Below are 22,981 nucleotides of genomic sequence, written 5' to 3' on the forward strand. Positions count from 1 at the left end.
AAATTATACTAATTTTGAGCCTTAATTAAAGAATAAAATTGGCCAAAACCGTCCTCAAAAATATATTACAAATTTTAATTATCCTAATTTTTAACAATTTTTTAGCACAGAAAACCCCTGAAAAATTGCCTAAAAATGTGGTTAATGATACTATTCCCAAAAAGGATACCATTATTGTAAAAAAGGAAGCTTTAGATGATGTTCTCCGTACAAAGGCGGATGATCAGCGTAGAGATGTTCCGAAAAAAATGACATTTCTGAATAAAAATGCCCAGGTAAAATACCAGGACATGCAGATAGATGCAGATTATATTTCTATTGACGACAACAAAAATCTGATCTATGCCCGCGGAAAACAGGACTCTTTAGGGAAGATCATAGAACCCGTAATTACCACTCAGGCTGGAAAAAAGTATGAAACCAATGAGTTCAGCTACAATACCAAAACCAAGCAGGCCATTGCTTTTAATGCCAGAACAGAAGAAAGCGAAGGGGTAATCACCGCACAGAAAACCAAAAAATATAATGATTCTGTTTTTGCCATGAGAAACGCAGATTATACAACAGATGAATACTATATCAAGAAAAAGGATACGGCCTCGGATTACTTTATGCGGGCATCCAACATCAAGCTGATCAAGACGAAAAACAAATCGCAGATTGTTACAGGTCCTATTCAGATGTATATAGAAAGAGTGCCCACTCCTCTTATTCTTCCGTTTGCCATTCTTCCGTTTTCGGAAAAGAGGGCAGCAGGTATCCTGATCCCGAGTTTTGGGGAAAGGGAAGATGTAGGATTTTTTCTTAACGGATTGGGATATTACCAGCCGATAGGGGAGCATTTTGATCTTAAAATACTGGCAGATATCTATACCAAAGGAAGCTGGAACCTAAGACCGCAGATGAATTATCTGAAGAAATACAGGTATTCCGGAACTTTTACAGCGGATGTCGGAACCATGGTGAGAGGAATTAAAGGTTTGGATGATTATACCAAAAACAGCACATACAGAATTGCATGGACGCATACTCAGGACACAAAAGCAAATCCTTTCCTGACTTTCAGTGCTTCTGTGGATATCGTAAGTACCAAGTTTTATAACAACCCGCTCAATAACAACTATATTTTCAATCAGAACGTTCTGAATACACAGCAGAGTTCAGCGGTAACAGTCACAAAAAGATTCCTAAAGCTGCCTGCAACGATTACCGGGACAGCCTCCTATTCTCAAAACTTTGCCACCGGGCTTGCAGATCTTCGTCTTCCTCAGATGAATGTGGCAATCAATCAGTTTTATCTGTTTAAATCGAAAACAGGAGTGAGACAGGGGCTTCTTGAAAATATTACGGTGAACACAGGTTTTAATCTGACGAACTTTGTAAATACACAGGAAAACGAGCTTTTTACAAAGGCAATGTGGGATAAGATGCAGACAGGACTGAAAAATAATATTGCATTGGGAACCAACACAACGGTGGCCAAATATTTCACGTTCAGTTTAAGTGCCAATATTGATAACGCTTTAACGACTAAGACACTTAAAAAATATTATGATCCTGTAAAGAATGCGGATGTAGACGAAATTCAGAAAAATATTGCCGGATATTCCACTTTCTCTTCATCTGCCAGTCTTCAGACCACTCTTTATGGTATGCTGAAGTTTAAAAAAGGTTCTGCGGTAGAAGCGGTAAGACATATGATGACACCAAGTCTTAGCTTTACCTATTCACCGGATTTCTCAAGTCCCGGTTTCGGATATTATAAAAACTATTATAATGCAGAGGGAGCCCTGACCCCTTATTCTATTTTTGAAAAAGGAATTGTGGGAAGCCCGTCAAGCGGAGTGGTAGGAGCCTTAGGTTTTAATATTGGAAACAATATTGAAATGAAAGTAAAATCTAAAACTGATTCTACCGGTGTCAAGAAAATAAAAATCTTTGAATCTCTTAACCTTTCAGGGAACTACAATTTTGCAGCGAAAGATCATCCATGGTCTGTATTCAGCATCAACGGACAGTCTTCTTTCTTCAATAATAAATTAAATGTGAATACCAGTCTTTCACTGGATCCTTATAAGATTGTCTTTGCTCCGGGTGCAACACAGGGAGTGAGAACGGAACAGTTTGGACATTTCAGTGTACAGGGTTTCAACGTACAGTTATCATATCCTTTAAGCAGCGAACTCTTTGGCGAGAAAACAGATTATGCCAAAAAGTATCCGGCAAAAGGAGAAATAAGAAATGAAAATTATTATTTTGACGATGATAATTATGCCCATTTCGACCAGGCATGGACTTTGAATATCAATGCCAACTATGCTTATTCAAAAGGATTGTCGGCACTTGGTACTAAGATTGCTTCTGTAGGTCTGGACGGCAGCATTAAGCTAACCCCTTACTGGAATATCAACGGGAGTACGCACTTTGATCTTGTGACGAAAGATCTTGCTTATACAAGAATCGGGTTTACCAGAGATCAGCGAAGTTTCACGATCAACTTCAACTGGGTTCCTTTCGGACAGTATAAGGTATATGACTTCTTTATCGGTATCAAAGCTAATATCTTAAGTGATGCATTGAAATACAAAGACAGAAGTTTTACACAGCCTGGTGCACCTTTCTAATATCAGATTGACAATTGTAAATATAAATTTTATATTTGCAACCAAAATAAATCTCATGAAATCACTGTCGCCCAAATTGGTTAACAAACGAATGCAGATGATGGTAATTATATGCTGACCTTTGAAAAAATAAATATCCACATATGAAACAAATAATCAACACAGTTAATGCACCTGCAGCAATCGGGCCTTACTCACAAGCTAATATGGCCAACGGAGTTTTATACATTTCCGGACAGATCCCTGTAGATCCTGCAACTGGTAAACTGGTAGAGGGAATTGAAAAGGAAACGCACCAGGTGATGAAAAACCTTGAGGCTATTCTTACTGAAGCGGGAATGACGTTTAAAAACGTAGTGAAAGCTACCATATTCCTTAAAAGTATGGACGATTTTGCAGTAATGAACGATATTTATGCTTCATATCTTGATGCAGACAGCTATCCGGCCCGTGAGACGGTACAGGTTTCCTGCCTGCCTAAGAATGTTGATATTGAAATTTCTATGATCGCACATCAGGATTAATGAATTTTATAAGAAATACAATTGCGGTTCTTGTAGGCCTTGGAATAGCCGGGCTGATTATTACTCTTGGTATAAGGGTTTTTCCGCAATGGATCACTTTCGAAGCTTTTGCTCCCTTTGAGCACTGGCAGAGATTTCTTTACAGCATGAGAGGCGATAATGCATTTTTCGGATTTCTGCTGTTTATTTCAGGGCTGGGAACAACGATAGGAGGAGTGGCTACTGCACTTATTGTAAAGTATGCTAAGGTAGCGTATGCTATTCTTATCGGTTTTATTATGCTGTTCATAGCCATGCTGGATGTTATTGTATTTCCATACCATCCTACATTTTATAAAATCTCTATTTTCCTTACGTTTTTCCCGTTTTCGTGGATTGGAGGAAAGATTGTAGAGATTATTTATGAACGGAATAAGAAAAAGAAGATCGCTGATAAAATGAACAAAACCAAATAAAAAAAACGCTGCAAATCTGCAGCGTTTTTTTGTTGATATGAAAGACTATTGTCTGTATTGATTAAGGCATCTTGAATCCTTTGGTATAGATTCTTCCGTAGTCATCCACGAATTTCACCTGTACATTGCCCTGGTATTTATCCAGGATCTTTTCTACATCTTTCTGTGAATTGACAGGCTTACCGTTGATCTCTATAATGATATAGTTGTCCACGATTCCGATTTTAGCCATCTCGCTTCCTTCGCTTACATTTTTAGCAACGACTCCGCTGTTCAGCCCATATTCTGTTTTAAACTTTTCATTAAGAGGATCAAAATCTGCTCCTATTTTTTCCGTTACGCTTAAATCATCTTTAGTACGGGTGGTTGTTCCTCCTTTCTGGTCTTTAAGGGTCACCGTAGTTGTGTTTGGCTTACCGTTTCTCAGATAAGTTACCTGAACCTTATCACCCGGACGCTTACTTCCGATAGACATGGAAAGGTCGGCGAAGTCCGTAATATCATAAGTGTCTATTTTAGTAATGATATCTCCTTTTTTCAGACCTGCATCTTCAGCACCGCTGTTATCCCCGAATCCGGTTACATAAACTCCTGAACCTGCTTTGATGTTTGTTTTATACTGCTGGTTGTAAGCAGCTACCTGCTGGTCATTAGAAAGGTCTAATGATGAAACTCCTAAGAATCCTCTCTGTACGATTCCGAATTTCTTGATATCTTCAACAATTTTTCTTGCTAAATTAGCAGGAACAGCAAATCCGTAACCCTGGTAATATCCTGTAGTAGATTGGATTGCAGAATTGATCCCGATTAGATCACCATTGACGTTAACAAGGGCTCCTCCTGAGTTACCAGGGTTAATCGCTGCGTCAGTCTGGATAAAGCTTTCAATAGGATTGGTAGCTTTGCCCTGGCCTCCCAGGATACCAATTCCCCTGCCTTTAGCAGAGACAATACCTGCTGTAACAGTAGAGTTCAATCCCAGTGGATTTCCTACTGCAAGTACCCATTGTCCAACCTCAATATTGTCTGAATTGGCAAAATTTAAATAAGGAAGTCCTTTCTCTTCAATCTTAAGTAAAGAAATATCCGTGTTTGGATCAGTTCCCACAAGGGTAGCAATGTAAGACTTTTTGTTGCTTAAGACCACTTCCAGTTTATTGGCTCCCGCAACAACGTGATTGTTGGAGATGATATATCCGTCCGGTGAAATGATTACCCCGGATCCCATCCCTGATGGCATATTGTCCGGAGCCTGCTGCTTCTGTCTCTGTTGTCCTCTTCCTCCGAAAGGATCTCCGAAGAAGAAATCAAACAGATCCTGCTCTGAAGCTCTGCTCGTTGATCTGCTCTGGTAATTTTTGATGGTAACAACAGCCGGAACTGTAGTTTTTGAAGCCTTTACAAAATCATCGCCTACAGCTCCGGTATTCATTCCTACAAATGAGGCATTAGGGGCTGCTGCTGTGAAGTAAGACTGGTCACCGTTATTGGAATGCTGACCGAAGTATTGTAGTGTCCCAACGGTAGTAGCTCCTGAGACAATTCCCACTACTGCAAATGGTAATAGTTTTTTTAAAGTACTCTTCATTGTATATCTTTCTTTTTTATTTATTGATTGTTATTTCTTGTTTTCTCGCAAACAAATTTAATGCTAAATAAGTAAGCAATTAACATGCTATGTTTCAATTTTAACTAAAATTTAACTGCTATTATATCATTTTATACATTATGTCATAATTTTAAAAGGTGTATTAACTAAACTTAAAAAATTATTAAAGAAAAAATGTCACATTTTGCAGGCCGGAAGGAAATAAATTATGTTTTTAAGGTACAACAATTAATCCAAAATCATTCATAGTCATTCTCATACTCTTTATTACTGCTCACATGTACATCCTATTCAAATGAAAAATGATTATATTTGCAAAAATATTTTTCTCACTTAAAACGTTTATAGCATGCAACTGTATAACACCTTAAGCGCAGAAGAAAGAGCTCAACTTATTGATGAAGCTGGTAAGGAACGCCTTACGTTGTCTTTCTATGCGTATGCCAAAATTGAAGATCCCAAAAAATTTCGCGACGAATTATTTATAGCCTGGAATGCCCTTGATGCTCTTGGCCGTATCTATGTTGCCCATGAAGGTATTAATGCTCAGATGAGTGTTCCCGCGGATCAATTTGAGGCTTTTCGCAATACGCTGGAGGCCTATGACTTTATGAAAGGAATCCGTTTAAATGTAGCGGTTGAGCAAGATGATTACTCTTTTTTAAAACTGACCATAAAAGTCAGACATAAAATTGTTGCAGATGGTTTGAACGATGATACTTTTGATGTTACCAATAAAGGAATTCATTTAAAGGCTCAGGAATTTAATAATTTGCTTGAAGATCCGAATACAATTGTTGTTGATTTTAGAAATCACTACGAAAGTGAAGTAGGTCACTTTGAAGGGGCTATTACTCCTGATGTGGAAAATTTCAGAGAAAGTTTACCGATTATCAACGAGCAGTTACAGGATTTTAAAGAAGATAAAAACCTGCTAATGTACTGTACAGGTGGAATTCGTTGTGAAAAAGCCAGCGCTTACTTCAAGCATCAGGGTTTTAAAAATGTTTTCCAATTAGAAGGCGGAATCATTGAATATACCCGACAGATTAAAGAAGAAGGGATAAAAAGTAAATTTATTGGAAAGAACTTTGTATTTGACCACCGGTTAGGGGAAAGGATTACAGATGATATTATTGCGCAGTGCCACCAGTGTGGAAAGCCTTGTGACAATCATACGAACTGTGCTAACGATGCCTGCCATTTATTATTTATTCAATGTGATGAATGTAAAGCTGTGATGGAAAACTGCTGCTCTACAGAATGTTTGGAAATCATACATTTGCCTTTGGAAGAGCAGTTAAAATTAAGAAAGGGATTACAGGTAGGAAATAAAGTTTTCAGAAAAGGAAAATCTGATGCACTGAAATTTAAAAAATCAGGTGACCTTCCTGATAAGCCTTTAGCAAAAGCTGAAACAAAGAATATCCGTCAAAAAATTGCCATCAAGAAAGTATTGGTTGGAAAGGCAGAACATTATTATACAAAATCGAAAATCGGACAGTTTTTAATTGAAAACAAAGAACTTTCAGTAGGTGATAAGGTATTAATTTCAGGCCCGACCACTGGTGAGCAGGAATTGACCATTACTGAACTTTTTGCAAACGGAGGTCCTTGTGAAACGGCAAAAAAAGGAGATCAGATCACTTTTGAACTTCCTTTCAGAGTTCGTTTATCAGATAAAATATATAAAATTCTTTAAGTTGTAAAACGCCTGATAAAGATGTTAAAAGCAGAACTTAGAAAAAAATATATGCAGAAAAGAAAAGCCTTGTCAACTGATGAGGCTTTCTTGTTATCTGAAAAGATTTTTGAAAACTTTGTTGATTTTTTTAAACCAGTTTCAGGTCAGAAAGTCCACATTTTCATTCCGATCAAAAAGTTTAAAGAAATAGATACTCAACTATTCATTAACTATTTTTTAAGCCGGAATATTAAAGCTTTTGTGCCTAAAATTGTCGATGCGAAATTAATATCCGTAGAGATTTTTAAGGATACAAAATTCGGAACGAATAATTGGGGTATTTCCGAGCCTGTTTCTAATGAAGATTCCGGCATTTTAGATTTTAACTGGGTGATTACGCCATTGCTGTATTGCGATAAAAAAGGAAACAGAGTAGGCTACGGAAAAGGATTTTACGATGCTTTTTTTGAAATGATTCCTTCTGAAACAAAAAAAATCGGAGTTAATTATTTTAACCCCGATGAAAATATTGATGATGTCTGGGAAAATGATATTCCGCTGGACTATTTGGTGACACCTACTGATGTACTGTCTTTCTTTAACGGATCTGAGTAAAAATCTAGGAAATAAAATTTGAATTCTTTTTTGATCATTGGGGTAGAAAGCAAAATATATTGAGCATTTTTCTCAAAAGTTCCCAGGGATTTATTTTTTGAATCAAAATATTCCAGATTGAATTTCGCATAATCTAAAGTATCCTTTTTATAGAATTCTTTGTAAACATTCAGATTATTTACTTTCACCGATTTTACTTTAAGGCTGTCCAGTTCATGGAATAGTTTTTTGAATGTAGTAGAATCGGGTTTATGAAAATAGCTTTCCATCTGTGAATAGATCACCGTGTCAATCTCTGTATTCCTATTTCCAGACAGGTATAATGTAGAAAGATCAAGAAGTTCCTGTACTTTCTGTTTGGTGATGGAATTAATCGCCTGCATGCTGTCCATTTGTACGGCAGGATAGCTTTTTACGTTGGTGCTGTTTCTTAATTTATCCAGATCACTTACTTCCGTCTTTTTATTATTACAGGAAATAAATGCTAAAAAAAGTACTGCGAAAATTAAAAACTTATTTATTTTCTTCATCTGTGGATGCGATTTTAAATTTAATAGATATTATTTTTCCTTTACTGTCCTTTTTCATCTCTATAACATTAAGGTTTTTCAGAGAGGTAGTAGGTGTTGTTACCAGCGTAATGTATTTTTGCTTGTCAAGCCTTTCTATACCATACGTTTTATTGTCGTATACCTGATAGATAACCGCACTGTTGCTGATCAGGTTTTCCAGTTGATTTCTTTTCTGTTTGATCAGGGCTACCTGTTCTTCAGGATTACCTCCTTTTACATCTTTAATGGAGAAGTAATAGGCAGCCATCTTGTAGTCATCCGGTTTCAGTTCAATCATTTCCTCATCCGGAGCATTTTCCAGATTCCTGTTGACTTCCAGGTATTCATAGAAAGGAGCGCTGATCTGCATTTTGATGTTTTTATCCTTAGTAGAATAATAAAAGCATTCTCCAGGCTTTAATTTATAGAGAAGCGGAGATTCATTTGTTTTGATTATCTTTATTTCAAGAGTATTGATGACAGAAACACCACGGTCTTTATCAATAAAACAGTATTTGTAAGTTTTCGAAAATATTTGATCTTTAAATCCTAAAACTCCGGTAATGGCAATTAAAATTGAAGTAACGATAGCCCAGGCATTTTTTTTAAGCAAATTTTTTCTTGCTGCAGAAGGTTGTATTTCTGTTTGGGTAACTGTTGGTGTGTTTTGTTTAACTGCTTGATTTTCATTGTTTGATTTTTGTAAATCAATATTTTCCTGAGGCTGGTATTCTATTTTTTGAGGCTGAATTTCAGTTTTTGGTAATTCAGGAGCCGAAGAAACTGTTTTTTCTAATTCTATGATTTCTTCCTGTTCAAGATCTTCATTTTCCTGCAGTAATTCTCCTGCAAAAAGATGTTGTTTCTTGAAGTCGTACCATGAGTCGTATCCTGCATAAATACTCAATAAATTGAGCATATCGATCCTAGGTAATTTGGTGACCGGAGAAGTTTTGAAATAAGTGTAAAATGATTTTTCACTGATGTTGCCTTTAGCTTTTTTGCGAAGGTCTTCCTGGAAATATATAATATCTATCCCTTTCCATTTTGAAATATCATCATGGGAAGAGTTGGATTCTTTTAAAAATTCAGTCTGAACATCTTTTTTTAGCTGTTCAAAATGTAATAGATCTAAATCTGTCAATTTTATTAAATAATTAAATTGTTGATTATCAGTATTGTTTTTTTGTAAAACTATTTTACAAAGGTATTACAATTATTTTTCATAAACAACTTTTGTATCTGGTCTACCTTTGTCTTGTTCAAATAACAGAACAGAAGAAATTTATAAAAAACAATATTAACAAAATTAAATTTAATTTATTATGAAAAAGTCGTTATTCGTAGCTGCTATCGCTGCAATCTCTCTAGTTGCTTGTAAAAAAACTGAAGCTACTTCTACTGAAGGAGCAACTGATTCTGCTGCTGCTAACGTAGCTGATTCTGCTGCTGTAGTTACTGATTCTGCTGCTAAAGTAATTGATTCAGCTGCTAACGTTGCTGTTGATGCTACTAAAGATGCTGCTGCTGCTACAACTGCTGCTGGTGCTGATGCTGCTAAAGCTACAACTGAAGCTGCTGCTGACGCTGCTAAAGGTGCTGCTGATGCTGCTAAAGGTGCTGCTAAAGATGCTGCTAAAGAAGTTAAAGACGCTGCTAAGAAATAATTCTAGCATAAGCTTAACAATAAAAGAACCGTTTCACTCTGTGAGACGGTTTTTTTATGCTTTATACCTTAACCTCTCTGTCATTGCGAGCCGAAGGCGAAGCAATCTCATCGGGCTAAATATTAAAGTCCAGATTCTTATCCCTTCTTTTGTCTCAACGACTCATAACAGGTAATGGCTACTGCATTGCTCAGGTTCAAAGAGTCAATACTTCCTGCCATCGGAATCAGCGTATTTTTTCCTTTTCCAACCCAGAAATCACTTAATCCGGAATGTTCCGTTCCGAATAAAACGGCAGAACGCTGTTTGAAATCTCTTTTATAAAGATCTTCAGCGGTCTCATCCATAAGAGTAGTATAAATATTGAAATTGTTTTTCTGTAAGAATTCAAAGGTTTCTTCATTTTCAGAATCATACACTTTCATTCCGAAGAGACATCCTACACTTGAGCGTATCACATTAGGATTATAGAAGTCAGCTTTTCCATCTGCAACAATTAGAGCATCAACTCCGAAAGCCTCGCAGCTTCTCAGGATTGCGCCAAGGTTACCGGGTTTTTCTACACCTTCTACAATGATGATGGTAGAATTTTCTTTGGGAATAAATGATGAAAGGAGATTTTCTTTAGTTTTATAAATTCCGATAATTCCTTCAGAGCTTCCCCTGTATGCTATTTTTTCATATACCTTTTTACTTACATAATGGATCCTGCCTTCCGGAAGTTTTCCTTTAAAGATATTTTCACAGATAAAAAACTCGACAGGTTCGAAATCATACTGCAAAGCTCTTTCATTTTCCTGCTGGCCTTCAACCACAAAAACTTTTGATTTTTTACGAAACCTGTTATCAGCCAGAAGCTTGGTGATGTTTTTTATTTTATCGTTTTGAAAACTTTCTATCAACATGCTACAAAATTATGTAAAATTTGTGATTACGTCTGCCTGGTTTTAATGAAAAGGTTTTTTCCAGTAATTTGAAATGGTATTTTATTCCTGCGTTTATTGTAGATAACCAGGGTTATGATGAGCAAAATAGATAAAATTTTAAATAAATTTCCATACATATTGCCTGAAACATTTTCTGAAACACTAAATATTTCCCAGTAGAGATTCATGAAAAGATGAAGAAAAATTGCTGTCCAAAGATTAAAATCAGTTTCAAAATAAACCCATGAAAAGAAGACTGAACCTAAAAAGGTAATGAGAAATATTTCAGTAAGCTCTGTGAAGCTGCTGCCCTGGTATAAATGCACATGGGCAAACAATAATGATCCGAATAAAGCAGAATTAATAAATCCCAGCCTGGTAAATCTGTATAGAATCCCTATAAGAAATGCTCTGAAAATAAGTTCTTCAAAAAAAGGGGATGAAATGCTGTTAATGAAGAGGGATTGAAAACTAATGCTTTGTACCAGCTTAAAATACATAAAATAGCCGGCTAGCATGGGAAGTGTGCCCATAAAAGCTATGGAAAAACCTTTTAGAATGGGTTTGTTGATTGAAAAAAGGGTGGTAATATTCTTCTCCGGGAATATGATTTTTAAAGTAATGATAAGTGGGAGCATTGTGATACAGTATGCTGCAACATGGGCGACAGCTTTGCTTCCGGATAATTCTTTAACGAAAATCTGAATACTTTTAAAATAAAAAAGATCAACGAAATAGTAGACAGAAAACCCCAGAATAAAAAAGAAGAAGAAGGAAATAGTTTTGTTCATTGCTTATAGTTTTGAACAAAAATGAAGATTACAGTAAGGCTGGTCAAATGAAAGTGATGAATGACAAAAGAATGTGACGGATAGCAAATATCAGACTTTTAAAGGTCTTAATTTTGGAATAATCAACGAAATAAAGCTTCTTGAAACGGGGATCTCAAAATCATCAGAAAGAAAAAGTCTGTAGCCCTGTGCATTTCCTTTAAGACTTTTGACCTGATTTAAATTAACAATATAGGAGCGGTGACATCTTTTTATAGAATCTGTCTGAATCTGATTCAAAAGGTTTGAGAGGCTTATTCTGACTACAAGTTTTTTTACCTGCCCATTTTCCAAAAAACAGATTGAACAGTAGTTTTCCATAGACTGTGCACAGATGAAGTTCTCTTCATGAATCTGCAAATCCGTATTATTTGCAGATATATTCAATACTTTATTGAGTGTGGCAACGATTGAATTATCATGACCTGCAAGCTGCTGGGAAACCTCTTCTGCAGTTTTTTCGTGGATTGTTTTTAAATAGATATACCTCGACAATATATAAATAGTTGAAATTGGAATTCCCAGGGCCAGACAATACAGAAACATATAGAGATAGTTGCTAAAGCTCAGCGTAACATGACTTATGAACAAAGTATTGTAAAAATAAGATAGGATAGAGGCTGAAAGAAGAATGCCTGCCATCTTCAGCAATTCGGAGCCGATGTTCCAGTCTCTGAAACGAATAATACTAAGTTCTGCAGCAAAAAAAGCTGATCCAAATATAATGGAGTAAGGGAAAAGCAACAGGTATTTATACTGATGCCGGAAGTTTTCCGTTCCAAAAGGCTGAAAAACAATCAGGAATATATAGATTAAAAGTCCGGCAGTAATTGATGAAAGCAGGATCTCCTTATAAGATTCAGATTTTGGATAAGAATATGCTGCAAAGGAAAACATATAATAATCTTTGGAATTTAATTTTTAAAATTACTTAGCAATTGGCATTCACGCCTTTTTTTGGGAAACTGCGGGCAGTACCAGGGATATCGTAAAAATAACAACGCTGATGATTAAAATGATTTGATTCTTTTCAAGTCATTAGTTTTCCGTTTCCAGAAAGTTACCGTTGTCAATAAGGCTTTGAGGCAGGTCTTTCTTGTTCTTGATTCCTAAAGATTTCAGTTTCTGCGTCTGGATGACAAGGTTGTCGTTTCCTGTAGAGAGCTGCTTGTAAGCATCGTTGTATACATTTTTAGCCTGATCAAGATTTTTCCCGACTTTCTCAAGGTTTTCGACAAACCCAACGAATTTATCATACAGCTTTGCTCCACGATCAGCGATTTCCATAGAGTTTCTGTTCTGGTACTCACGTTTCCATAGATCTGCAATAAGCTTTAATGAAGTAATCAGGTTGCTCGGGTTCAGCAGAAGGATTCTTCTTTCATAAGCAAAGTTCCAAAGGTTTTGGTCTGCCTGCATAGCGGCAATATAAGCTGGTTCACTGGGAATGAACATCATGACGAAATCCAAAGACTTTCCATAATCATCATAGGCCTTCTGGCTCAGCTGAAGAATGTGATTTTTGATAGACCCCAAATGCTGGTTAAGTTTCATTGCATAAACATCCTGGTCATTCTCATCCACCAATTCTGTAAAGGCTGTCAGGGAAACTTTAGAATCTATGATTACATTTCTCTCATCCGGATATTTTATGACAGCATCAGGACGCATTTTTTTACCGGAAAATTCGGAAAACAGCGCTTTGTTGTCTTCATCGCGAAGTTCATGCTCAAGGAAATATTCTCTTCCTTTTACAAGCCCGGATTTTTCAAGAATACTTTCAAGGATCATTTCTCCCCAGTTCCCTTGGGTTTTGCTTTCTCCTTTTAAAGCTCTTGTCAGCTTTTTCGCGTCTTCTGAAATCTGCTGATTCAGCTCAGCAAGCTCTTTTACTTTTTCTGCCAGAGAGAAACGTTCCTTATTTTCCTTTTCATAGGCTTCATTTACCCTGTTTTTAAGGTCGGTGATCTTTTCCTGGAAAGGTTCAAGAATGTTTTTTAAATTATTTTGATTTAAAGTTGTGAACTTTTCCGTCTTTTCCTCTAAAATTTTGTTGGCCAGATTTTCAAACTGAAGTTTGGATTCTTCCTGAATCTTGGTGATTTCTTCCTTTTGGTTATCAAGAGACTGTTGTAGGCTGTCATTTTTAGCAGAGAGTTCGGAATTTTTAGCAAAAATATGCTGCTTCTCCGAGATAAGAGTTTCTATTTGCGAGGTTTGCTTTGCATTAAGCTGTTTCTGCTCTGAAAATTGTGCATTTAAAGAAGCGTGTTCGGCAGAAATTTTTGCGTATTCATTTTTCAGATCATTCAACAGGTCGGTCTGCTGCTGGTTCTGCTCCTTTTCTTTGTTGATATTTTGGCTTAGCTCCTGGACTTTCAGATTAAGATTTTCCAGGTCTGAATGATTTTTGATATGCAGATTATTCAGTTCATCATAAGAATTTCTTGAAACCGTAGACGATTTTAAAACAAAATATAAAATAACGGCTCCCAGAATTCCGCCGGTAATAAATCCAATAAGTAAATAGGTCATCTCCATGTTTCAAAATTACAAAAAGAAAAATTGATTTCTTTTACGGGAAACCGTTAAAATTTTGTAGAATGGGGTGGTAGTTATTATTTATAATATTCAATATCTATCATATGAATCTGGAAAGGCAGATTATTTTTTAATAAGATTAATTTATCGGGATTTTTGTGCTTGTCTTTATGAGATGTCTGAAATCTGTAAGCAATGGTTTGGGCAGTCAATAGATCTTTTACATCATACCCTGAAATAAATCCTTCTTCATTGTAATAATAATCGACAAATGAATGGCTTTTAAGTTGACCGCTCTGATTGTCATAAATCATGCGTTCGTTGCTTTTTATTCTTAAAAGTTCATTATACCTATATTTATCTTTTGATACCAGCCTGTTCTGTAAGTCATACAGGTCGATGAGATATCCGCCCTTTTGATGAGTAATTTTTGCTCTGAGCCTGACTTCTCCATCTCTGCTTAAAGAATACCCTGTTTTTAAACCGTTTTTAAACTCATACTCGGTAATTTGCCGGTCTTTATTGCTTTGATATGATTCTTTTGTAGCATTTCCATCTTCATTATAATAACGGGTTTTCACAGAGATTAAGGAATCAGCAGGTTTATCTTTTATGGAATCGCTGTATATTTTGATTGTAAGTGAACGTATTTTTCCCTTATATCCTGAATTAATGATTTCAGGGTGTTTTTTATTTTGAGCTGTACAAAAAATACTTAGATAAAATAAAAACAAGATGCTAAGGTTTCTTTTCATTTTGAGAGATAGAATGTTTCTGCTTATTAAATTAAATATGATAAAAAAGTGAGCCGGAAGACTCACTTTATATTTGTTGATCTAATTATGGAGTGATGGTAATCGGATCTGGAAAAGGTTCAAGAACCAATGGTTTACACATTGCGGCTACTTCGCATCTTCCACCCATACATATATAATTAGTCATAGTGGTTGTGCCGTCAGGACATCTGATCATGGCTTCACCAGGGCATCCTCCCGGGCATTGTGCCGGATATAAATTTCCGCCGAATACTTCTTTCAATTCTGTTCTCGAAAGTTTTGATACGTTCAATTTTTTCATGGAATTAATTTTTTGATGGTTTTAATTTGTATTAATCTGAAAATGAACCTCTAAGATAGTGAAAAAATAAATCACTATGAAGTTACATAATGATTTATTTTAGATAGATGTTTAAGGAAAAATGTTTTCTATGGATTCTCTTTAGATATTTCTCCGTGATGTTTTAAATACAAAGGCAATGCGGCAGATCCGTACCAGGGGAAGATTTCATAGCCGAAGACCCCGGCCTGTACTGCAGGATCAGTTTTTACCCATTGCTCGGCTTCTTCTTTGGATTTTGTATTGAAAATAAACATACCGCGGTAGTTTTCTTTATTTTGTTCAAGGAAAGGTCCGGCCACCACAATTTTTCCTTCGTCAGCCAGCTTTCCGATATTTGCCATATGTCCTTTCATCAGTTCTCCCATCTTGGCTTTGTCATCAACTTTTGTAGTGCCGGTAGTGAGCATCACGATCGTATAGGGTTTCATTCCGTATTTATCAGCACCGAGAGATGTTGCCAGTTCCTGGTTGAATTTTGGTTTTTCTGTTTTCTTTTCCTGGGCAAAAGATAAAGCTGCCACTAAAAGAGTGAGGGATAAATAAATTTTTAATTTCATAGTAATGCTTAATTATAAGTAAAATATCTGAAATCTGATGTCCATCATCTGATATCTAAATTTAATCTTTTATTCTTAAAAATTCTTTAGCAAGCTCAATCATTTTAGGATCACCGGTATATTTACCATGCTCATCGGAAAGTTTTACTGTAGCAATCCATTCCTTATTCGGTGCCTGTACTCCGATCAGTTTCATGACGATATTCATTGGTTTTAAACCGACATCATTGGTAAGGTTGGTTCCGATCCCGAACGATACGCCTATCTTTCCTTTGCAGTAATTGGTGATTTCTTCTACTTTTTCCAGATTCAAAGCATCCGAGAAGATAATGTATTTAAATAGAGGATTGATCCCGTTATTGATGTAGTGGGCTATTGTTTTATCTGCAAATTCCAATGGGTCACCGCTGTCATGACGTACGCCGTCAAACAGTTTGGCAAATTTCTTATCGAACTGCTGGAAGAAAACATCGGTAGTATAGGTATCTGAAAGTGCGACTCCAAGATCGCCTCTGTAAACATCCACCCAATGCTCAAGGGCCATTTCATTGGCCATTTTGAATCCATATTCAGCGGCATGGAACATAAACCATTCGTGCGCATGGGTACCAATTGGTTTCACTCCGTATTTCATGGCAAAATGAACATTGGAACTTCCAATAAAAGTTGATTCTTTACTATGCGTTAAAGCTTCCATTACCAGATTCTGTACCTTATAAGAATGTCTTCTTCTGGTTCCGAATTCTGCGAAATTTACCCCTAATCTCGCCAGTGAATCTGCTTTTTCCAATGTTCTGTTCATAACGATCTCATTGGAATCTCTTTCCATATGATTCATTTCATAATGAAGCTCGCTGATTAAAGCAAGAAGAGGAACTTCCCAAAGAATGGTTCTGTACCAAAGTCCTTCAACGGTTACGGAAAGCTCACTGCCTTCCTGGCGTATTTTTACTTCAGACGGATCATAATGATAACCTTCTAAGAAATCCAGATAGGGAAGATCTATATATGGACAGGTTCTTGCCATGAATTTTTTTTCCTCCTTGGTCAGCTTTAATTCTGCCATTTTATTGACCGCTTCTTTTAAGGCAACATCAAAACCTTCCGGAAACTGATGCTTTCCTCTGTTGATGAATTCATATTTTACAATGGAGCTTGGAAATAATTTTACCACTGCATTTTGCATCGTTATTTTATAGAAATCGTTATCCAGAATAGAGTTTAATCGAACGTCGTGCATAATATGTGTAATTTTAACGCAAATATAGTTATTTAAAATAAAAATCGCCTAAATGTAAGACGATTTTTTTAATCAGTTGATTTTTGCAGGTTACTTCCCTAAATAGGAATTGTACATCCATACTTCTTTTTCCTGTTCAGTAATGTAGTCGCTCATCTGAGAATTGGTTCCTTCATCTCCTGCAGCATCTGTAATGTCCAGAAGTTCTCTCTGCAGATCGATAACTACTTTGAAAGAGTTCAGGATAAGCTCAACGCTTTTATGGGCATCCGTTACTTCCTTATTTTCTTTAATGGTGGCTACTTTTAAATAGTCTGAGTAGTTGTGGGCTGGGGTGGCACCTAGTGTAAGGATTCGTTCCGCGATTTCGTCGATCTTCAATACAAGGCTGTTGTACAGCTCCTCAAACTTAGGATGGAGGGTAAAAAACTGATCTCCTTTGATATTCCAGTGTGAACCTCTTGTGTTTTGATAAAATATTGAATAATTGGCTAAAAGAATATTTAATTTTTCTGAAATATTCTTACAGTCAGCTTCTTTCAGGCCGATAATGCTTGCATTTTTCATATGTTTATTTTTTATGCTAACAAATTTAGAAAATATTATGCCGAAAACACAGGTTTACGATTGATGATACTTATCTTTGATATTTTTATAATTGATCTTAAAAATGCAGTCATTCCGAAATATAGGACTAAGAAATTTTTTTATATCGTTTGCTGTTTTTTTTACGGTGTGTTTATCATACTATATAAACTCGGTTTCAAAAACAGGAGGTCATTATATTTATCTTTTGGATGATGCCTATATTCATTTAGCAGTGGCGAAAAATTTTGCGCTCCACAATGTCTGGGGAATTACAGAATATAAGTTTTCTTCCGCCTCTTCCTCGCCATTATTTACATTTATCATCAGTGTTCTAATTAAAATAGTTGGGAATGATGATCAGATTCCGCTGTATTTTAATGCTGTTTTCAGTGTTGGGATTGTTTATTTTCTTACCCAATATTATGGAGATATTTTTAATGATATAAAAAAGACATTTTTAGCGGTAATCTTCACGTTATTTTTTGCTGTTCTTCATTTACAATTGCTTGCGGGGATGGAGCACGTCTTTCAGGTATTTCTTTTTGTAGTAAATATCTTTTGTTTTTTCCGCCGGGATAAAAATAAGTGGGCACTTATTGGGTTTTATGGTACCATTCTATTGATGGGGCTAACGCGCTTTGAAAGTATGTTTTATTTTACCGTAATGGCTTTTGTTCTGATCTTACTTAAAAAATGGAAGGACACTGTTGGAGTGCTGCTGGCTGGCTTTATCCCGATTGTTATTTTTTGTTATTTTAATAATCAGCAGTCTGGCTACTTCTTTCCCAATTCTGTGGTGGTAAAAGGAACAAAACTGAGTTTCGATTCACATTTCCTGATTCAGCTTAAAGCTATTGTGCTTGATAATTTTTTATTGAATATCAGCTTTTATAAAATAGGTCTGTTTCCTCTTTTATTATGTACCATCTTTATAGGTAGAGATTTAAAAAGTAAAACGTTCCGGGAGGCTGTTGAGAATAATTTTTTTCTTATTATATTTTCTTTAACGACGATCTGTCATTCCATGTTTGCAGATTTTAAAGGACTCTTTCGCTATGAAGCTTATCTTCTTGTGGGATTTTCAATGGCGCTTATTCCAAAGGTTAAAGATCTTTTCTTGGATTTTAAAAAGTATTGCAGAACAGAAATTCTTATCAGCATACTGATTGCCATGAATATTCTCCTTTTGGTTTATAAAGGCTGGATCGCTCATCAGGTAATTGATAATGGAGGGAAAAATATTTATGAACAGCAGATACAGTCTGCGAGATTTTTACATACTTATTATAATAACTCTAAAGTAGTGGCCAATGATATTGGGGCTATTAGCTACTATACCGATATTCATTTGTTGGATATTATCGGTTTAGGTTCTGAAGAGACAATTGTTTTTAATGAAAACAGAAAAACTTTTGATCATAAGTTTGAAGATTTTCTTACCCATTACTGTCTGAAAAACAAATATGATATAGCAGTAGTATATGATGGATGGTTTCAGGGACATATCCCGGGAAATTGGAAAAAAGCAGCCGTTCTGAAGATTAAAAATAAGGTAACTGTTGCCAGGCTGGAGGTATCTATATATTCTATTAATAGAGATAATTTTCAGCTGCTACAACAAAATATCAGGAATTTTAACTGGGATAAAAATGTAACGGTCATATTGATGGATTAAACGTAACTAGCTGTTAATTAATTTTTAGTAAGAAATGTTATTTACATCTAAGTGTTTGTTAATTAAAAAAATATTCCTATTTTTGCACCCTAAAATAAAAAGCAATTAAATGCCTACTATTCAACAATTAGTAAGAAAAGGAAGAGCCACGCTTGCCAAGAAGAGCAAATCGGCTGCCCTTGATTCTTGTCCACAAAGACGAGGTGTATGTACGAGAGTATATACTACCACTCCTAAGAAACCTAACTCTGCACTTAGAAAAGTTGCAAGGGTAAGACTTTCTAACGGGAAAGAAGTCAACGCCTACATCCCGGGCGAAGGACATAATCTTCAAGAGCACTCGATAGTATTGGTAAGAGGCGGAAGGGTGAAAGACCTACCGGGAGTACGTTACCACATCGTAAGAGGTGCATTAGACACTGCAGGTGTAAATGGAAGAACACAGAGAAGATCGAAGTATGGAGCTAAGAGACCTAAGCCAGGTCAGGCAGCTGCTGCACCAGCAAAAGGAAAGAAAAAATAATCATTAAATAAGGTACAGAAGCAATGAGAAAGACAAAAGCGAAAAAAAGACCGTTGTTACCAGATCCGAAGTTTAATGATCAATTGGTAACTAGATTCGTAAACAACCTGATGCTTGACGGTAAAAAGTCAATCGCATTCAAAATTTTCTATGATGCATTAGATATCGTAGAAACTAAAAAAGGAGATAACGAAAAAACTGCACTTGAAATCTGGAAAGATGCACTTACTAATGTAATGCCTCACGTAGAAGTACGTTCTAGAAGAGTAGGTGGAGCTAACTTCCAAATCCCTATGCCAATCAGAGCTGATAGAAAAATTTCTATGGCAATGAAATGGTTAATCAAATATTCAAAAGCTAGAAATGATAAGTCTATGGCTTTGAAATTAGCTAATGAAGTAGTAGCTGCTTCCAGAGAAGAAGGTGCTGCTTACAAAAAGAAATCTGATACTCACAAAATGGCGGAAGCTAACAAGGCTTTCTCACACTTTAAATTCTAATTAGAAATGAGTAGAGATCTTAAATTTACAAGAAATATTGGTATTGCCGCACACATTGATGCTGGTAAAACTACCACTACAGAAAGGATTTTATTCTATACAGGAGTAAACCACAAAATTGGTGAAGTTCACGATGGTGCTTCTACAATGGACTGGATGGAGCAGGAAGCAGAAAGAGGTATTACTATTACTTCTGCTGCAACTACTTGTTCTTGGAACTTCCCAACTGATCAAGGGAAGCCTGTAGCTGAAACTAAACCTTACCACTTCAACATCATCGATACACCGGGACACGTTGACTTCACTGTAGAAGTAAACAGGTCTTTGAGAGTATTGGATGGATTGGTATTCTTATTCTCTGCAGTAGATGGAGTAGAGCCTCAGTCTGAAACAAACTGGAGACTTGCTGACAACTACAAAGTAGCGAGAATGGGATTCGTAAACAAAATGGACAGACAGGGTGCTGACTTCTTGAACGTTGTAAAACAAGTAAAAGAAATGTTAGGATCTAATGCAGTTCCAATCGTTTTACCAATCGGTGCTGAAGAAGATTTCAAAGGTGTTGTAGACTTAATTAAAAACAGAGCGATCATCTGGGATGAAGCTGGACAAGGTGCTACTTTCGAGGTAGTTCCAATTCCGGAAGACATGAAAGATGAAGTTCTTGAATACAGAGAGAAACTAGTAGAAGCTGTTGCTGACTACGATGAGACTTTGATGGAGAAATTCTTCGAAGATCCGGATTCAATCTCTGAAGACGAAATCAACGAAGCTCTAAGAAAAGCTACTATTGATTTATCTATTATCCCAATGACTTGTGGTTCTTCATTCAAAAATAAAGGAGTACAGTTTATGCTGGATGCAGTATGTAAATATTTGCCTTCACCATTGGACAAAGATGATATCAAAGGTACTGACCCTAGAACTGACGCTGAAATTACAAGAAAACCAGACGTAAACGAGCCTTTCTCGGCTCTAGCATTTAAGATTGCTACTGACCCGTTCGTGGGAAGATTAGCATTCTTCAGAGCATACTCTGGAAGACTAGATGCAGGTTCTTATATCTTGAACACCCGTTCAGGTGATAAAGAAAGAATCTCAAGAATCTATCAGATGCACGCTAACAAGCAAAATCCTGTAGAATATATTGAAGCAGGAGATATTGGTGCAGCGGTAGGTTTCAAATCTATCAAAACAGGTGATACAATGTGTGACGAGAAAAACCCAATCGTTCTAGAATCGATGGTTTTCCCTGATCCGGTAATTGGTATCGCTGTTGAGCCTAAAACTAAAGCTGACCAGGATAAAATGGGTAACGCTCTAGCTAAATTAGCTGAAGAAGATCCAACATTTACGGTTAGAACAGACGAGGCTTCAGGACAAACGATTATCTCTGGTATGGGTGAGCTTCACTTGGATATCATTGTAGATCGTATGAGAAGAGAGTTCAAAGTAGAAGTAAACCAAGGTCAGCCGCAGGTAGAATACAAAGAAAATCTTACAAAAGTTGCTCAGCACAGAGAAGTTTACAAAAAACAATCTGGTGGTAAAGGTAAATTTGCGGATATCGTATTCGAACTTGGACCAGCTGACGAAGGTAAAATAGGTTTAGAATTTATTAACGAGATCAAAGGTGGTAACGTTCCTAGAGAATTTGTTCCTGCTATTGAAAAAGGCTTTAAAGCTGCAATGAAAAACGGTCCTTTGGCTGGTTTCGAAGTTGAAGGTATTAAAGTAGTTCTTAAAGACGGATCTTTCCACGCAGTGGATTCTGATGCACTTTCTTTTGAAATGGCTGCTAAATTAGGATTTAAAGAAGCGGGACGTGCTGCTAAGCCAGTAATCATGGAGCCTATTATGAAGCTGGAGGTTGTAACTCCGGAAGAATATATGGGTAATATCATTGGTGACCTTAACAAGAGAAGAGGTACCATCAGTGGTCAGGAAGAGAAAAACGGAGCTGTTGTAATTAAAGGTTCTGTTCCACTTTCTGAAATGTTTGGATATGTAACCACTCTAAGAACACTTTCATCAGGAAGAGCTACTTCTTCTATGGAATTAGAGAAATACCAGGCTACTCCACAAAACGTTGCTGAAGAAATCATTGCTAAAGCAAAAGGTTAATTTTTTAAACTAAAGAAATGTCACAAAGAATCAGAATAAAACTAAAATCTTACGATTACAACTTGGTAGACAAGTCTGCTGAGAAAATCGTAAAAACGGTAAAGGCTACTGGTGCTGTTGTAAACGGACCAATTCCATTGCCAACAAATAAGAGAATCTTCACGGTGTTGAGATCTCCACACGTAAACAAGAAAGCTAGAGAGCAGTTCCAATTATCAGCTCACAAGAGACTGATGGATATCTACTCTTCTTCTTCTAAAACTGTTGATGCTCTAATGAAATTAGAGTTACCAAGCGGTGTAGACGTTGAAATTAAAGTGTGATAATTGCATACTTTGCAATGATTATAGAATCCGTTCCTTTTTAGGAACGGATTTTTTTTTGAATATTGAATATAAAACTGCTTGGTTATAAAATAAAAACTATTAAAATCACACCTTTTCATCATTTAGCTCTTTATAGAGATAAGTCTACTTTTCCCTGTTCCTTTTAATGATGCTCCAGGATCCTTAAAATATCCCTATAACAGCTCTAGGCTCATTTATGATCTGATAATGCTTAGTCATATCCGGGTGAGATATGTCAGCTTGATTTATTTATTTAGAATTAATAAAAATAATAATTTCGTA

Annotated in this window: 23 protein-coding genes; 11 read left to right on the forward strand and 12 right to left on the reverse strand. The window is 36.2% G+C overall.

The annotated features are described in order from the left end of the window. The first annotated feature begins 38 nt into the window (after positions 1–38). The 3 genes from ACTJIV_RS03130 to ACTJIV_RS03140 all read left to right on the forward strand — a co-directional run bounded on the left by ACTJIV_RS03130 (position 39) and on the right by ACTJIV_RS03140 (position 3,603). Positions 39–2,624, forward strand: coding sequence for a putative LPS assembly protein LptD (locus ACTJIV_RS03130; RefSeq protein ID WP_111957016.1), 2,586 nt, complete (start codon positions 39–41; stop codon positions 2,622–2,624). A gap of 143 nt (positions 2,625–2,767) precedes the next feature. Next, on the forward strand, positions 2,768–3,148 hold the full coding sequence (locus ACTJIV_RS03135) for a RidA family protein (protein WP_062700765.1): 381 nt from the start codon (positions 2,768–2,770) through the stop codon (positions 3,146–3,148). Beyond that, positions 3,148–3,603, forward strand: coding sequence for a hypothetical protein (locus ACTJIV_RS03140; protein WP_111957020.1), 456 nt, complete (start codon positions 3,148–3,150; stop codon positions 3,601–3,603). Before ACTJIV_RS03135 ends, ACTJIV_RS03140 begins: the two co-directional genes overlap by 1 nt. A gap of 61 nt (positions 3,604–3,664) precedes the next feature. On the opposite strand, the gene ACTJIV_RS03145 is transcribed toward ACTJIV_RS03140, so the two are convergent. Further along, complete coding sequence (locus ACTJIV_RS03145) at positions 3,665–5,191, reverse strand: trypsin-like peptidase domain-containing protein (protein WP_111957022.1); 1,527 nt, start codon at positions 5,189–5,191, stop codon at positions 3,665–3,667. 370 nt (positions 5,192–5,561) lie between these two features. Here ACTJIV_RS03145 and trhO point away from each other — a divergent pair, with 370 nt between their 5' ends. Beyond that, positions 5,562–6,914 carry an oxygen-dependent tRNA uridine(34) hydroxylase TrhO gene (trhO, locus tag ACTJIV_RS03150; protein WP_336377743.1) on the forward strand — a complete coding sequence of 451 codons (1,353 nt, stop codon included), beginning with the start codon at positions 5,562–5,564 and terminating at the stop codon, positions 6,912–6,914. Positions 6,915–6,935: 21 nt separating this feature from the next. Then, entirely contained in the window at positions 6,936–7,511 is a 576-nt protein-coding gene (locus ACTJIV_RS03155) for a 5-formyltetrahydrofolate cyclo-ligase (RefSeq protein WP_440625567.1), read from the forward strand. Here ACTJIV_RS03155 and ACTJIV_RS03160 read toward each other — a convergent pair. Both ACTJIV_RS03160 and ACTJIV_RS03165 read right to left on the reverse strand, forming a co-directional pair. Then, the gene (locus ACTJIV_RS03160) at positions 7,460–8,041 is read right to left on the reverse strand and encodes a hypothetical protein (RefSeq protein ID WP_111957028.1); all 582 of its coding nucleotides are present in this window, start codon (positions 8,039–8,041) and stop codon (positions 7,460–7,462) included. The genes ACTJIV_RS03155 and ACTJIV_RS03160 overlap by 52 nt on opposite strands. Beyond that, positions 8,025–9,206: a hypothetical protein gene (locus ACTJIV_RS03165; RefSeq protein ID WP_440625569.1), complete on the reverse strand. Its 1,182-nt coding sequence runs from the start codon at positions 9,204–9,206 to the stop codon at positions 8,025–8,027. The genes ACTJIV_RS03160 and ACTJIV_RS03165 overlap by 17 nt, the downstream gene beginning before the upstream one ends. 181 nt (positions 9,207–9,387) lie before the next feature. Between ACTJIV_RS03165 and ACTJIV_RS03170 the strand changes: the two genes are divergently transcribed. Next, complete coding sequence (locus ACTJIV_RS03170; protein WP_111957032.1) at positions 9,388–9,729, forward strand: hypothetical protein; 342 nt, start codon at positions 9,388–9,390, stop codon at positions 9,727–9,729. Between the two features lie 137 nt (positions 9,730–9,866). Here the strand turns inward: ACTJIV_RS03170 and ACTJIV_RS03175 are convergent, their stop codons facing one another. From ACTJIV_RS03175 to ACTJIV_RS03215, 9 genes are all read right to left on the reverse strand, one after another. Further along, positions 9,867–10,634 carry a TrmH family RNA methyltransferase gene (locus tag ACTJIV_RS03175; RefSeq protein WP_440625571.1) on the reverse strand — a complete coding sequence of 256 codons (768 nt, stop codon included), beginning with the start codon at positions 10,632–10,634 and terminating at the stop codon, positions 9,867–9,869. A gap of 26 nt (positions 10,635–10,660) precedes the next feature. Continuing rightward, a complete protein-coding gene (locus tag ACTJIV_RS03180; protein WP_440625573.1) occupies positions 10,661–11,446 on the reverse strand; it encodes a lysostaphin resistance A-like protein in 786 nt (261 codons plus the stop codon). A gap of 90 nt (positions 11,447–11,536) precedes the next feature. Further along, positions 11,537–12,382 (reverse strand): LytTR family transcriptional regulator DNA-binding domain-containing protein, encoded by an 846-nt coding sequence (locus ACTJIV_RS03185; RefSeq protein ID WP_440625575.1) that lies wholly within the window; start codon positions 12,380–12,382, stop codon positions 11,537–11,539. A gap of 141 nt (positions 12,383–12,523) precedes the next feature. Further along, positions 12,524–14,026 (reverse strand): DNA recombination protein RmuC, encoded by a 1,503-nt coding sequence (rmuC, locus tag ACTJIV_RS03190; protein WP_407934739.1) that lies wholly within the window; start codon positions 14,024–14,026, stop codon positions 12,524–12,526. A 77-nt stretch (positions 14,027–14,103) separates the two neighbouring features. Beyond that, complete coding sequence (locus ACTJIV_RS03195) at positions 14,104–14,781, reverse strand: hypothetical protein (RefSeq protein WP_223558222.1); 678 nt, start codon at positions 14,779–14,781, stop codon at positions 14,104–14,106. An 85-nt stretch (positions 14,782–14,866) separates the two neighbouring features. Beyond that, positions 14,867–15,103, reverse strand: a complete 237-nt coding sequence (locus tag ACTJIV_RS03200; protein ID WP_111957044.1) for a hypothetical protein — start codon at positions 15,101–15,103, stop codon at positions 14,867–14,869. A 128-nt stretch (positions 15,104–15,231) separates the two neighbouring features. Further along, entirely contained in the window at positions 15,232–15,702 is a 471-nt protein-coding gene (locus tag ACTJIV_RS03205; RefSeq protein WP_223558224.1) for a YciI family protein, read from the reverse strand. A gap of 61 nt (positions 15,703–15,763) precedes the next feature. Continuing rightward, on the reverse strand, positions 15,764–16,942 hold the full coding sequence (pncB, locus tag ACTJIV_RS03210; protein WP_111957048.1) for a nicotinate phosphoribosyltransferase: 1,179 nt from the start codon (positions 16,940–16,942) through the stop codon (positions 15,764–15,766). A 90-nt stretch (positions 16,943–17,032) separates the two neighbouring features. Beyond that, entirely contained in the window at positions 17,033–17,509 is a 477-nt protein-coding gene (locus ACTJIV_RS03215; RefSeq protein WP_440625578.1) for a Dps family protein, read from the reverse strand. Positions 17,510–17,612: 103 nt separating this feature from the next. Here ACTJIV_RS03215 and ACTJIV_RS03220 point away from each other — a divergent pair, with 103 nt between their 5' ends. From ACTJIV_RS03220 to rpsJ, 5 genes are all read left to right on the forward strand, one after another. Beyond that, on the forward strand, positions 17,613–19,205 hold the full coding sequence (locus ACTJIV_RS03220; protein ID WP_440625580.1) for a hypothetical protein: 1,593 nt from the start codon (positions 17,613–17,615) through the stop codon (positions 19,203–19,205). A 109-nt stretch (positions 19,206–19,314) separates the two neighbouring features. Then, the gene (rpsL, locus tag ACTJIV_RS03225) at positions 19,315–19,728 is read left to right on the forward strand and encodes a 30S ribosomal protein S12 (RefSeq protein ID WP_002983146.1); all 414 of its coding nucleotides are present in this window, start codon (positions 19,315–19,317) and stop codon (positions 19,726–19,728) included. Between the two features lie 23 nt (positions 19,729–19,751). Further along, positions 19,752–20,228 carry a 30S ribosomal protein S7 gene (gene rpsG, locus ACTJIV_RS03230; RefSeq protein WP_007839548.1) on the forward strand — a complete coding sequence of 159 codons (477 nt, stop codon included), beginning with the start codon at positions 19,752–19,754 and terminating at the stop codon, positions 20,226–20,228. Positions 20,229–20,234: 6 nt separating this feature from the next. Continuing rightward, complete coding sequence (gene fusA, locus ACTJIV_RS03235; protein WP_111957054.1) at positions 20,235–22,352, forward strand: elongation factor G; 2,118 nt, start codon at positions 20,235–20,237, stop codon at positions 22,350–22,352. A gap of 17 nt (positions 22,353–22,369) precedes the next feature. Continuing rightward, on the forward strand, positions 22,370–22,675 hold the full coding sequence (rpsJ, locus tag ACTJIV_RS03240) for a 30S ribosomal protein S10 (RefSeq protein ID WP_002661363.1): 306 nt from the start codon (positions 22,370–22,372) through the stop codon (positions 22,673–22,675). Positions 22,676–22,981 lie beyond the last annotated feature (306 nt).

Source organism: Chryseobacterium sp. 22532 (assembly GCF_052044665.1).
Lineage (GTDB): Bacteria > Bacteroidota > Bacteroidia > Flavobacteriales > Weeksellaceae > Chryseobacterium > Chryseobacterium lathyri.